7 protein-coding genes and 2 pseudogenes are annotated in these 13,847 nt (G+C 58.4%); 2 read left to right on the plus strand and 7 right to left on the minus strand.

Translation table 11 applies throughout. The features are described from left to right. From AABM54_RS12390 to AABM54_RS12405, 4 genes and pseudogenes are all read right to left on the minus strand, one after another. Positions 1 to 1,299 (minus strand): MFS transporter, encoded by a 1,299-nt coding sequence (locus AABM54_RS12390; RefSeq protein ID WP_347905918.1) that lies wholly within the window; start codon positions 1,297 to 1,299, stop codon positions 1 to 3. Between the two features lie 94 nt (positions 1,300 to 1,393). Then, a complete protein-coding gene (locus AABM54_RS12395; RefSeq protein ID WP_347905920.1) occupies positions 1,394 to 2,422 on the minus strand; it encodes a sugar kinase in 1,029 nt (342 codons plus the stop codon). After that, a pseudogene (locus AABM54_RS12400) lies at positions 2,415 to 3,198 on the minus strand (sugar phosphate isomerase/epimerase family protein). Before AABM54_RS12400 ends, AABM54_RS12395 begins: the two are co-directional and overlap by 8 nt. A 46-nt stretch (positions 3,199 to 3,244) precedes the next feature. Then, complete coding sequence (locus AABM54_RS12405; RefSeq protein ID WP_347905921.1) at positions 3,245 to 4,270, minus strand: LacI family DNA-binding transcriptional regulator; 1,026 nt, start codon at positions 4,268 to 4,270, stop codon at positions 3,245 to 3,247. 306 nt (positions 4,271 to 4,576) lie between these two features. Between AABM54_RS12405 and AABM54_RS12410 the strand changes: the two genes are divergently transcribed. Both AABM54_RS12410 and AABM54_RS12415 read left to right on the plus strand, forming a co-directional pair. Then, positions 4,577 to 6,619: a hypothetical protein gene (locus AABM54_RS12410; protein WP_347905923.1), complete on the plus strand. Its 2,043-nt coding sequence runs from the start codon at positions 4,577 to 4,579 to the stop codon at positions 6,617 to 6,619. A 195-nt stretch (positions 6,620 to 6,814) separates the two neighbouring features. Continuing rightward, a complete protein-coding gene (locus AABM54_RS12415; protein WP_347905924.1) occupies positions 6,815 to 9,154 on the plus strand; it encodes an autotransporter outer membrane beta-barrel domain-containing protein in 2,340 nt (779 codons plus the stop codon). A 70-nt stretch (positions 9,155 to 9,224) separates the two neighbouring features. Here AABM54_RS12415 and AABM54_RS12420 read toward each other — a convergent pair whose 3' ends face one another. The 3 genes and pseudogenes from AABM54_RS12420 to AABM54_RS12430 form a co-directional block, all read right to left on the minus strand. After that, positions 9,225 to 9,674, minus strand: coding sequence for a hypothetical protein (locus AABM54_RS12420; RefSeq protein WP_347905925.1), 450 nt, complete (start codon positions 9,672 to 9,674; stop codon positions 9,225 to 9,227). A 228-nt stretch (positions 9,675 to 9,902) separates the two neighbouring features. Beyond that, positions 9,903 to 10,544, minus strand: a complete 642-nt coding sequence (locus AABM54_RS12425) for a DUF1345 domain-containing protein (protein ID WP_347905926.1) — start codon at positions 10,542 to 10,544, stop codon at positions 9,903 to 9,905. Positions 10,545 to 10,735: 191 nt separating this feature from the next. Then, positions 10,736 to 13,835 (minus strand): annotated as a pseudogene (locus AABM54_RS12430) (multidrug efflux RND transporter permease subunit). Positions 13,836 to 13,847: the final 12 nt, after the last annotated feature.

Here is a 13,847-nt window from a genome sequence, read left to right on the forward strand (position 1 = left end):
TCAGGAATGGGCGACTACGGGACGATGCGCGGCGACCTTGGGTTGTGCCCGGTCACTGGCGCCGGGATTGAGGAACAGCGTCAGCACCACCGACAGCAGCAAGGCACCGCTCATCAACAGGTAGGACGCACCGGGCGAGCCGGTTGAACTGTTGAGGTAACCCACCAGATAAGAACCGCCAAATGAGCCGAGGGCGCCCATGCTGTTGATCAGGGCCATGGCGCCACCCGCGACGTTGGCCGGGAGGATTTCCGGGACGATGGCAAAAAACGGCCCGTAGGGCGCGTACATGCAGGCGCCGGCAATCACCAGCAGCGTGTACGACCACCAGAAATGTTCAGCGCCCAAGGCGTAAGAACCGTAGAAGGCAATCGAGGCGATCAGCAGCGGCGGCCAGACGAAACGCTTGCGCCGTTGAATCCGGTCCGAGCCCCAGGACACCCCGAGCATGGCAATCACCGCCGCGAGGTAGGGCAACGCCGACAACCAACCGGCCTCGACCATGTCCATGTGCGCGCCGTGCTTGAGGATCGACGGCAACCACAGCACGAAGCCGTAGACGCCGATGCTCCAGCAGAAAAATTGCAGGGCGAGGACGATTACCTTTGGTGAACGGAACGCCTCGGCGTAGTTTTTCACCGCTTTGATCCCGACCTGCTCGGCGGCCAGCGCGCTTTGCAGATCGCGCTTTTCTGCGGGGCTGAGCCATTTGGCATCGGCGGGCCGATCATCAGCCAGACGCCACCAGATAAAGGCCCACAGCACGGCGGGCAGGCCTTCGATGATGAACATCCAGCGCCAGCTGAAGTGCTGCACCAGATAGCCCGAGACCACCGACATCCAGAGCATGGTCACCGGGTTGCCGAGGATCAGGAAGGTATTGGCCCGCGAGCGCTCGGCACGGGTGAACCAATGGCACAGGTAAACCAGCATCGCCGGCATAACGGCGGCCTCGACCACCCCGAGCATGAAGCGGATGACAATCAGCATGTAGGCGTTGGAGACCACGCCGGTCAGCGTGGCCAGGCCGCCCCAGAGAATCAGGCTGACGAAGATCAGTTTCTTCACGCTGTGTTTTTGTGCGTAGATCGCTCCCGGCACCTGGAAGAAAAAGTAACCGAGGAAAAACAGTGCGCCCAACAGCGATGACAAGCCTGGGGTAATCATCAGGTCGGCGGCCATGCCCGAGGCGGCGGCAAAACCATAATTGGCGCGGTCCAGATACGCCAGGCTGTAGGTGATGAACACGATCGGCATGATGTACCACCAGCGACGGCTGGCGAGTGTAGGGGTTTGCATGGTGGTGCTCCTGAGCTTGTTGTTTTTGTCGCAACAGGTAACGGTTCAAACATTCAGTGACGGTGCAGCCCTCATCGTCGGATCGCCGCCCGGATCAAGCTCGCCCCCACAGTTCATTTGCCTCGGGAATAGAATTGATGTTCGAAACCGATCCCCTGTGGGAGCGAGCCTGCTCGCGATTGGCGGTCTCAAACTCGACGGATAACTGAGCACGGGTCGGCAAGCCCTCCATGTCGCCACGGCTTTGCACGGCGCGGCTGCCGATCCAGTTGGCACGTTGCACCGCCTCGACGATGCTGTGTTTCTCCAGCAGAGCGCTGATCATGCCGACGGCAAAACCATCGCCCGCGCCGACCGTGTCGACCACGGTCTGTACCGGTACGCCCGGCACGAAGCCTTCGTCGGTGTGTGTTCGGTAATAGGCGCCTTCAGGGCCGAGTTTGATCGCCACGGCCTCGGCGCCGAGGTCCAGGTAAAACGCGGCGATGTCGCAAGGTTGGTCGAAACCGCTGAGCAAGCGCCCCTCGCTCAGCCCCGGCAACACCCAGTGGGCGAGGGCGGCGAGCCGGTTGATCTCGCGGATCATCAACGGTTCGCTGGCCCAGAGGTTGGGACGCAAGTTGGGGTCGAACGAGATACTGCGCCCGGCCGCCCGCATGCGGCTCATCAGTTCAAACGACAGGTCGCGCACCGAGGGCGACAGCGCCGGGGGGATGCCAGTGGCATGCAGATGCCGGGCGCCGAGCAGTTCAGGGACAATCGACTGCACAGACAAATGGCTGGCCGCAGAGCCGCGCCGAAAGTACTCGACCTGCGGGTCGCTGCCGTCGTTGGCGCGGGACTTGAGTTGAAAACCCGTGGGGTTTACAGGGTCTATGTCGACGTACGCGCACTCCAGGCCTTCTTCTTTTAACGTTTGAGTGACAAAGCTGCCCAGCGAGTCGGTCCCGACCCGGCTCAGCCACGCCACGTTGAAACCGAGGCGTGCAAGGCCGATGGCGACGTTGCTGTCCGCGCCGGCAATGCGTTTGTGGAAGTGTTCAACCTGCGTCAGGTCCCCGCAGGTTTCGGCGACGAACATCGCCATGGTTTCGCCAAACGACAGCACATCGAATTCAGACATGAGCATTCTCCCGTCGGGATTGACCGAGATGGGCGAGGGTGGCGACATGCTCGGCGGTCAACTGCACCAGGTCATTGCCTTGCAGCGGGTACTCCACCGCACGTATCACGCCGTGTGGCATCTGGTGCAGCAGGTGCTCCCATTGCAGCAGGTCACTTGGCGCGGGCGCGATGGCGACTGTTTTGCCGTCGGCCCGCCGCTCCACGGCTTTGCAATGCACGTAACCGACATACCGCCCCAGCAATCGCGCGGCGCTGAGGGGCGATTGGTCTTGCCAGTGCCAGTTGCCGATGTCGAAAGTCATCCGGATCGGCAGGGCCTGCTGTTCGACCTCGGCGAAAAACCGTTGAAAGGGTTCGATCCGGCCGCCGTGCAAGGTCTGGTCGTTTTCCACCAGCAGGCGCAACGGGCTCCGGTTGAGGAGAAGGGCAAGTGCTTGCAGGTCATGGGTGTCGGTGAAGTACCCCAGGGACACTTTCAGCCAACGAGCGCCGAACGCCTGGGCCCGCAACAGGGTATCCGCCAGCAGCGGGTTGGGCCGCGACTGACCGGCCAGCCACAACTCCAGCGGCGCGGAGTACACGCAGGCCAAACCGTGCTGCGCGACGGCGCTGGCTACTGTTTCCGGTACTTCATCGGTGAGCAGTTCTTCGCGCAGCTCGATGCAGTCGGCACCGGCCCTTGGCCAGCAACTCGACAAACGCTAACTGCCCACGCTGACGAACCAGATCGGCGCCGTAGCTGGAGAGGCTGATGGAAACGGGTGATTTAGTCATTGTTATTGGTCCCTGAAACCGGTTTCATTTTTGTTCAAAAAAATAGTCAACCCAAAATCCCACGGGTAGACCCACGCTCAATCAGCCGTGCCGCAAAATCCAGCCGGCGTACCGGCCCGTCGTCGCCGCGCAAACGCTTGAGCAAACAGTCGAAGGCGCTGGCACCCATCTCGGCGGTGGGCTGGGCGAGGGCGGTAATGCCGCTGCCCACCAGTGGATACCAGTCCAGGTCATCCAGGGCGATCAGGCCGATGTCATCAAACAGTGGGCAGCCCACCTCACGCAAGGCACGGGTGCCGGCAAGTGCCGCCACACCATTGGCACAAAACAAGGCTTTAGGTCCGGGGCCGGTCGAGGCAAGGAAGGTGCTCAGGTGCGAGTTCAGCGTGCTGTCGATCTCAAGCACTGAGCCTTGTGAGTCGGATTTTTGGGCCATCTGCGCCTTGAAACGGTTGATCCGTTCGACCCGTGAGCTGGTGCCGTCGTCGGCTTCTGTGACCAGCAGGATGTCGCGGTAACCGCGTTCATGCAGGTGGTTTAACGCCAGGTCCACCGCTGCCGGGTTGTCCAGCCCGACCAGGTCGCTGTCGAGCAGATCGACCTTGCGGTCCACCAGTACCATGGGCAGTTCGCGGTGCAGTTCGCGCAGCTCAGTAAGGTGATGGCCGAGGGTGTTCACGATCAGGCCTTCGATGTTGTAGGAGCGTAACGCCGCCAGATGCTGGCGTTCCTGTTCGTCATCGCGGTCGGTGTTGCACACCACCAGGCTGTAGCCGTGCTGGCGGCAGGCGGTTTCGACGCCATGCATCACGGCAATCGAATACGGGTTACGGATATCGGCCATCAGCATGCCGATCAGCCGCGTGCGCCCGCGTTTCAGGCCTCGGGCCATCTGGTTCGGGCGGTAACCCAACTCGGCAATGGCCTGCTCGATCCGCAAGGCTGTGGCATCGGAAAGCAGGGCGCGGTCCTCGCCGATGAAGCGCGAGACGCTGGCCTTGGACACACCGGCGTGCTGGGCCACATCGAGCATGGTCACGCGGCTGCGCTGGGCGCTGGAAAATGTGTTCACGGTTCGAAGCCTTTTTTGGAATTGTCATGGGTGGCGCTGAAACCGGTTTCAGAAAACACCAAAGCCTTGTGTGCGTCAAGTGTGTCGGTGGCGGACCAATCCGCACAGAGGTACTAAAACAGACGAACGGTCTAAAGACCTGTCAGATCTGACAGTAGCCGGTATCAGCGATAGGGCGTTTAATTTTCACCGGGACAAGGGAATCAGCAGCTCCTGTCGTCATGAACAGCGGGAGAGGTTGATGCGATCTCAGGCGTAGAGCGGCTGAGTTCAAATTAAGTGTTTAACGGTGATGGAGCGTACGCAATGACGGCTAAACAGGATTTAGGAACAGCGCCACTGACAGCCTGGGAACTGGCTGAACAATCCCGGGCTAAACTTCGTTTGGGGGCGGATGAGCCTGGCTCGTCGGCTGCTGAAACCACTATTGAAGGTTTGCTGGTTGATAATCTGGTACCCAAGTCGATGCTTAATGTGGGAGCGATTAAGGCGCTACTGAGCGAATACGTTGGGGATGCAATTAATCCTCCTCATGATGGAGACACGTATCGAGTCAGGCTCAGGGGGCCAAACCTTCCACTAACCATCATTGTTCCTTCGACAGACCTTGGGCTAGTTGCTGATCGGAAATGGCCGAAGGAGATAGATTTCCCGACCGACAAGTTGCTCGATAATTGGAGCACATCGCAAACCTCATCGACAGTGTATGAGGTACGCATCGAGGTCAAGAGCGGCACAGGCAATAACTGGAGCACCCCACCTTATGTGAAACTCGGGGTGGACCGTTATCAACCCTACAAGAACAAACAGACAGACGCGGTCAATCAGCCGACAGGTGGAGTGTTTCGAAGCCCGCTTCCAGGCAAGGACCTGGACAATGACTGGCTGGACAGGAACACTTTAGTGGAAGTGAACATTCCGGTTAACTATGCGTTCTATAGGTCCGATGACCAGGTCGAGGTGTTCTTCTCAGAGAACTATTCACAATCAGCACCATCAGACCTTGTGTTCTCTGGCGCGTTACCCGCTAATGGCCAAGTGTTTTTTTCAGTGGCCGGGCTCACTCTGCAAAATAAAAAATATTACCTGTATTACCGGTTGACTGATGTCTCCGGGAACGTCAGTAGTGTTTCGCGTGATCAGTTCATAGAAGTGAATGTCCATCCGGCAGCCGTACTTGATAAGCCGAAAGTCCCCAGTGCCATAAAGCCGGATACGCTCGACCTTGGCGATCTGAAAGGCACCGTTGTTGTAGAAGTGACACGGCCTGTAAACGGGCTGAGCAATGACAAGGTCGAAGGGTTCATCTCGGACCTTGCCGGTACGAAAAAATACTCGTTGGGGACAAGGGACCTGGGAAGTCAGTTGTTCCTGACCTTCCCAATGTACTATCACGAACACTTGGCGCCATTGTTTGGTGATGCTAAAGGTTCCGTCGAAGTCATGGCATATTACGAACACAAACGGGGTATCCAGGCCGCCAGGCCTTCACCTCAAGAAACTTTTCTTCTGAACTTTAATTACGCAGGTCCGATTTCCGAAGAATTGCCAAGTGATACGAACAAGAACATGGTCAATGTAACCGTTATCGGCGCATCTAATGTGCCGAACAAACTAACGGCAGAAGACTTGAAAGGCGCTGTCTACATTTCCACCCCTATGGTGGAAGCAGGTAATGGCTGGAAGTCCGGGGCGAATGAGCGTGTCTTTATGTGGTACGGGGGGAAACAGGTTTTCCAAAAAAATCTGGAAGGTGATGAAACTGAACTCAGGGCAACTATCACCCGTGAGATCCTCGAAGAAGTTGGCTCTGGAATCATTAAGGCTAACTGGACCATCGAATACCCAAATCAACCTAACAGAATGTCGTCTCAGTTACAGACGGTAACCGTTGAAGAAGCAAGTGTGACGTTCCCGCCGCCCACGATTCCGATCGAAGATGGGGATGTGGTCAACTGTGAGGCGCTGGGGGGCGATGAAGAGTCTACAGATCGTTGGCTGAAAGTAGAGGTCGATGTAGATCCGTTATACATGCAGAACAAGGTGGTTGTTGTCCGTTCGATCGGTACATTAGACAAAGAGGGTCTGCAACCAATACTCGGGACTGAGTTCTATGGGCCCTATACAGTTGGTGGAGCGGAGACGGAGTTTGCGGTCGACATCAAACCGTACCTTCAGTACATCAAGCCTATCCAGCCTGCACCGGGCAGTGGCCAACCCAATGGCTACATCAAAGTGTGGTACGAAGTGCCGGTGGGTGGACAGACGATACCGTCGGCCTCTGTTATCAAGGAAGTGGACTTGATTGGCGACGGACATTACTGCGAAGGAACTCCCACCCGTAAGTAAATAAGGACAAGTCTCGCCACAAAGGGCGGAAACACCTGTGTTTCCGCCTTGCATCTATTTGCAGGAATACACCTGCAAGCCGCCAAGAAAAGTCCTACATACGATAGGTGTTTGCATCCGTAGTCTCTCGGCGCTGACGGGCAGAGCCGGTTTCTGCCGAACTCTTCGAATCCTTCCATTTGGAAAGATCATCAGATGGACGTATCCACGATGTCGATGAACACCCGCTTTAACTTGAAACCTCTTGCCATTGCATTGGGAGGGTCTTCGCTGGCTCTGATGTCGTTGATGGCCAGCGAAGCCAGTGCTCGAGACCTGATCGGGGAACATTGGGCGATCGACGCCAGTGCTCCGGTTGAGTCCTGGGCGTTGGACAGGGACGCAATGTTGACCATCAATGGCGGTGAGGCTTTGGATATTCAGGCCTCGCAGTCGACGCTGAACGTTTTGGGAGGTACTACCCAGCACATTTATGCCGAGAGCGGTTCCAGTGTCCGCCTCGACAATGCCACCGTGAACAATACGGTCGGCGACGCCGGACTCGAATTGGTCGAGAGCACGGCAACGATTACCAACAGCACGATTTCCAGTATTAACACGGGTCTGTTGGTGGCTCATTTTGAAGGCTCCACAACGGGATCGACAGCCACCGTCAGCCAGAGCCACATTAGCGGACAACAAACCGGCGCCTGGGTGAACGCGTTCAGTCACCTCGGCCTGTCGAACTCGACGATCGAGGGTACAGGCGCTATCAGTAACGGGCTGAAACTGCGAAGTGGTTCGGCGTCGGCCAGTGATCGTTCGCAGATCATCGGCGGGCAAAACGGCGTGACGATTGAAGTCGGAGCGTTGGGCAAAAGCAGCCAGTTGGTGCTGGACAACTCGCACGTTGAGGGCAAAACCGGCTCCGCGATCGTCGTTGACAATGCCGGACATGCCGGCAGCACGGATATTCAAATCCTCAACGGCTCCACCCTTGTGGGCGGCAATGGCACTATCGTGGACGTGCGGCGTGGCGCCTCGGTGAACATGACCGTTGGCAATAGCGCGCTGGAGGGGAATGTCCAGGTGGCTGGCAACAGCAGCGCCCACCTGAACTTCACTCAGGGCGCACTGACCGGTGATGTGGTCGCCGAGGCCGGTAGCACTGCAACGGTGCAATTGCAGCAGGGCTCGCACCTGACCGGGCGCATGGAAAATGTCGCGGCGGTAGGCATCGACCATCAGTCCGTATGGACCCTGACCGGCAACAGTCAGGTCGGTGAACTGGCGATGGACGGCGGCGCTGTCAGGTTTGGCGACCGTGATGCCTACTATCAACTGGACGTGGCCCACCTGTCGGGTGAAGGCCTGTTTTACATGGGCACCCATTTCACCACAGGCGAAACGGACGTCTTGAATGTCACGGGTACGGCCAGTGGTCAACATGAACTGTTGATTGAAAGCACGGGTGTCGATCCGGCCAGTGGTCAGCCGATTACCGTGGTGCGCACCGAGGGCGGCGATGCGGTTTTTTCGTTGGCTAATACCAATGGCGCGGTCGATCTGGGTACATATTCCTACGGCCTCAGTAAAGATGTCGCCAACAATGACTGGTTCCTTGATCCGACAAAACGCACTGTCAGCCCGTCCACCCGCGTGGTCAGTGCGTTGTTCAACACGGCACCCACCGTTTGGTATGGCGAGCTGACGTCATTGCGCAGCCGCATGGGCGAAGTGCGGTTCAACACCGACAAGTCCGGGGCCTGGAGTCGTGTTTACGGCAACAAGTACAACGTTGATGATGCCTACGGTGGCGGGTATCGACAAACGCAACAAGGCTTCGCCCTGGGCGCCGATGCGCCGGTTGCGTTCGGCGATGGTCAATGGTTGCTGGGTGTGATGGCGGGGCACAGCACCTCGGACCTGGACCTGAGTCAGGGCAGCTCCGGGTCGGTCAAAAGTTACTACGTGGGCAGCTATCTGACCTGGCTGGATGACGTGAGTGGGTACTACGCCGATGGCGTTATCAAACTCAACCGCTTCCAGAACAACGCGAAAGTTGCAATGAGCGACGGTCAGCGTGCCAAAGGCGATTACAACACGACCGGTCTGGGCGGCTCGGTGGAGTTCGGGCGGCACATCAAGCTCAAGGATGGTTACTTTGTCGAGCCGTTTACTCAGTGGTCGACTGTGTTTGTTCAGGGGCAGAGTTATGACCTGGACAATGGCTTGCAGGCCAGGGGCGACCGGTCTTACTCGTTGCTGGGCAAGGCTGGCGTGACGGCAGGCCGCGACATTCCAATGAGTCGTGGTGGCACTGTGCAGCCCTATGTGCGCGCCGCTGTGGCCCACGAGTTTTCCAAGAGCAATGAGTTCAAGGTCAATGACAATGCGTTCAACCATGACCTTTCCGGATCGCGTGTCGAGTTGGGCGCAGGCATCGCCATGAGTTTGACCGATCGCTTAAGTGTGAATGCCGAGGTCGAGTACATGAACGGCAACAACATTGAAATGCCGATCGGCGGGACGGTAGGCATTCAATTCAAGTGGTAATGGGCGATTAATTATTTATCGCGTCCAATCCTATAAGCCCTGTCTCTATTGAGGCAGGGCTTTTTATTTGTTATTTCGCGCTGGTTAACAGAGTATCGAATTTTCCATCGGCCGCGGTGGAGCGAGCATGAGCGTCTTTCTTTTTGATCTGCACGGTAAAGTCACCTGAAAAGTGGCTGCCTGCAACGTCGAGCTGAATTTCTATATCGCCTGAAATTGCCAACTCACTGGCCGGGTTTTGTGGGTCCGTGTAATCAACGAGTTCAATGCTAACGAAGCCTTGTTTGTCCTCACCGACCTTATGGCTCCCGCTGGTGAGTGTCTTGGAAAATACGATGATAAACACCCGCAGGCGCTTTTCATCGTCATCCTTTTCAGTGGCTTCCACCACCCAGGTTTCACCCCGGTTAGGGCTTGTGCTACTGCGCAGTGCCGTCCCGCTGGCCTTGAAGGGGGCGGCATCCTCCAACGTGACGTCGAAGTAGTCTTGTGTGCGGGTATTCCTTGCGGCTACGTTCATGATTGCTTTCTCCCTGGCAATTAACAAAGAATCCACAAATAGGTAACCATCGCTCACTCATGGATTAACTAATCAGAGCTCAATAGAGTAGCCCTGTAAACTGTCAGATATACCAGTTTACAGTTGATGTTTTATGTGGGCTGTTGTTAGAGGGGCTTGTGTGTGGGGTGTTATTTAAAAAGCCTATAATCGTTAGTTGGAATCATTATTACTGTCCCCGTTTTTTCATCAGGTGAACAACCCCGCAGCAATATTAATCGAGAAGCCGAGTATGGCGGTGTTGAATAGAAACCCGATCAATGACTGCGCGAGAACAACTTTGCGCAAGCCACGGGTCGCGACCCCGACATCGGACGTTTGCACTGCCACACCGATGGTGAAGGAGAAATACAGGAAGTCCCAGTAATTGGGGTTCAGTTGCCCTTCGGCAAACCGCAGTGCGGGTTCCTTGCCGTTCCAGGTGTAGAACAGCCGGGCGTAATGCACGCTGAAGATGACCCCGATCAACAGCCAGGAACCGATGACCGTCAACCCGGTAAAGCCGTAGTGCAGCAGCCGGCGGCTGGTCTCCAGTTCTTTGCTGCCAGCCAGTTCGAAGGTAATGGTGGCGAGGCTGGCGATGGCCGCGATGCAGACGATGAACAGCACCAGACCGGCGTTTTCATCCTCGATCTCGGCGATGCGTTTGACGTCGTTGGCTTTTGACCGGACGGTCAGCCAGATCATCAGCGCCAGGTAGCTCCAGACCCCGGCGTTCCAACCGATCAGCATTTTGCTGATGAATGTATCGGCTGGCGCCAGGATGCCGACTGCCACCCCTAGCAGGGTGGCGGCGGTCAGGCGAGGGTGGGTGCGCAGGAGGTGGGGCATGGAGGCTCGATACGTCGGGGCTGTGCAAACACCTTAGCTCAGCGCCGTCCGTTGTGACCACCGAGGCGACAGCGACACAAAAAAGTGTGGGAGCGAGCTTGCTCGCGATAGCGGTGTAAAAGCCAACATAAATGCTGGATGTTACGGCCTCATCGCGAGCAGGCTCGCCCACAGGTAAAAGGTGTTGCTTGTTAGATGCTTTTATGACGCTTGCGGACCAGCTTCATCACCACCACAAAAAACACCGGTACAAACACCACGGCCAACGTCGCCGTGATCATGCCGCCGATCACACCCGTGCCGATGGCTTGCTGGCTCGCCGAACTCGCACCCGTGGCAATGGCCAGTGGCACGACGCCGAGGATGAACGCCAGCGAGGTCATGACAATCGGCCGCAGACGCAAGCGAGCCGCTTGCACCGTGGCGTCGATCAGGTCATGGCCTTCGTCATACAGGCTCTTGGCGAACTCGATGATCAGGATCGCGTTTTTCGCCGACAGGCCAATGATAGTGATCAGCCCGACCTTGAAGAACACGTCGTTGGGCATCCCGCGCAAGGTCACGGCCAACACCGCACCCAGCACCCCGAGCGGCACTACCAGCAGCACCGAGGTCGGGATCGACCAGCTCTCGTACAGCGCCGCCAGGCACAGGAACACGATCAGCAACGACAACCCCAGCAGAATCGGGGCCTGGCTGCCGGACAGACGTTCCTGCAACGACAACCCGGTCCATTCCTGACCCAGGCCCTGCGGCAGTTGCGCGACCAGTCGCTCGATTTCGGCCATGGCTTCACCGGTGCTGTGGCCGGCAGTCGGCTCACCGGAAATGCTGATAGCCGGGTAGCCGTTGTACCGCGTCAACTGCGCCGGGCCCTGGGTCCATCGGGCCTGGACGAATGCCGACAGCGGCACCATTTTTCCGGCGTTGTTGCGTACGTGGATCTTCAGCAAATCGGCAACCTGGCTGCGTTGATCGCCTTCGGGCCTGCACCACCACCCGTTGCATCCGTCCCTGGTTGGGGAAGTCGTTGATGTAGGCCGAGCCGACCGCCGTGGACAGTACGTTGCCGATGTCGGCAAAGGACACCCCCAAGGCGTTGGCCTGCTTGCGGTCGATCTCCAGTTGCACTTGCGGTGCTTCAGCCAGAGCGCTTTCGCGCACATTCATCAGGACCGGACTTTTCTCTGCCGCCGCCAGCAACTGGGTGCGGGCTTCCATCAGCGCGGCATGCCCGAGACCGCCACGGTCTTGCAGGCGGAACTCGAAACCGCTGGACGTACCGAGGCCATCCACGGGCGGCGGCAACACGGAATAGGCCACCGCGTCCTTGATCTGGCTGAGGGCGATGTTGGCCCGGTCGGCGATCGAAGCGGCCGAATCTTCATGACCCCGCTCAGACCAGTCCTTGAGCGTGGTGAACGCCAGCGCGGCGTTCTGGCCACTGCCGGAGAAACTGAAACCCAGGATCACCGTACTGTCGCCCACGCCCGGTTCGCCGGCGTTGTGCGCTTCAATCTGTTCCACCACCTGCACCGTGCGGTTCTTGCTGGCACCGGGTGGCAACTGAATGTCGGTGATGGTGTAGCCCTGGTCTTCGACCGGCAAGAACGAGGAGGGCAGGCGACTGAAACACAGGCCCAGCGCGATCAGCAGCAGGCCGTAGATCAGCAGGTAACGACCGCTGCGTTTCAGCGCATAGACCACCCAGCCTTGATAGCGCTCGGTCAACTGTTCGAAACGCCGGTTGAACCAGCCGAAGAAGCCACCCTTGGCGTGGTGCTCGCCCTTGGCGATGGGTTTGAGCAGCGTGGCGCACAGGGCCGGGGTCAAGGTCAGGGCGAGGAACGCCGAGAACAGGATCGAGGTGGCCATCGACAGCGAGAACTGTTGGTAAATCACCCCCACGGAACCCTGCATGAACGCCATCGGGATAAACACCGCCACCAGCACCAGGGTGATACCGATAATCGCCCCGGTGATCTGGCCCATGGCCTTGCGGGTAGCCTCTTTGGGCGACAGGCCTTCCTCGGTCATGATCCGTTCGACGTTCTCCACCACCACGATGGCGTCATCCACCAGAATGCCGATGGCCAGGACCATGCCGAACATCGTCAGCACGTTGATCGAGAAGCCCAGCGCCAGCATGGTCGCGAAGGTGCCCATCAACGCGACTGGCACCACCAGGGTCGGGATCAGCGTGTAGCGGATGTTTTGCAGGAACAGGAACATCACCGCAAACACCAGCAACATCGCCTCGCCCAGGGTGTAGACCACTTTGGTGATCGAGACCTTGACGAACGGCGAGGTGTCGTACGGGATCTTGTACTCCACGCCGGCCGGGAAGTAGCGCGCCAGTTCGTCCATCTTCTCGCGCACCAGGGTCGCCGTGCTCAGGGCGTTGGCGCCGGGCGACAACTGCACGCTGACGGCGGTCGACGGCTTGCCGTTGAGGCGGGTGGAGAACTGGTATTCCTGGCTGCCGATTTCGACCCGCGCCACATCACCGACGCGCACGGTGGAGCCGTCCGGGTTGGCGCGCAGCACGATGTCGGCGAATTCTTGCGGCGTCGACAGTTGGCCTTTGACCAACACCGTCGCGGTGATTTCCTGAGTGGTGCGCGCCGGCAGGTCGCCGATGCTGCCGGCCGAGACCTGGGCGTTCTGCGCAACAATCGCGGCATTCACATCGGCCGGGGTCAGGTTGAAACCGATCAGCTTCTGCGGGTCGATCCAGATCCGCATGGCGCGCTCGGCACCGTACAACTGGGCCTTGCCGACACCGTCCAGGCGCTTGATTTCGTTCATCACGTTGCGCGCCAGGTAATCGCTGAGCGCTACGTCGTCGAGCTTGCCGTCACTGGAGGTCAGGGTGATCAGCAGCAGGAATCCGGCCGACACTTTCTCGACCTGTAACCCTTGCTGAGTTACCGCTTGCGGCAGGCGCGACTCGACAACCTTGAGGCGGTTCTGCACATCAACCTGCGCCATTTCCGGGTCAGTACCAGGTTGGAACGTCGCGGTGATTGCGGCGTTGCCGAGGCTGCTCTGGGATTCGAAGTACAGCAGGTGGTCGGCGCCGTTGAGTTCTTCCTCGATCAGGCTGACCACACTTTCGTCGATGGTTTGCGCCGAAGCGCCAGGGTACGTCGCGTAGATTTCGACTTTGGGCGGTGCGACGTTGGGGTACTGCGCCACGGGCAGTTGCGGAATGGCTAAGCCACCTGCCAGCAGGATGAACAGCGCGACCACCCAGGCGAATACGGGGCGGTCGATAAAGAAGTGCGGCATAAAGTCTGCTTC

This window comes from Pseudomonas purpurea (assembly GCF_039908635.1).
GTDB classification, from domain to species: domain Bacteria; phylum Pseudomonadota; class Gammaproteobacteria; order Pseudomonadales; family Pseudomonadaceae; genus Aquipseudomonas; species Aquipseudomonas purpurea.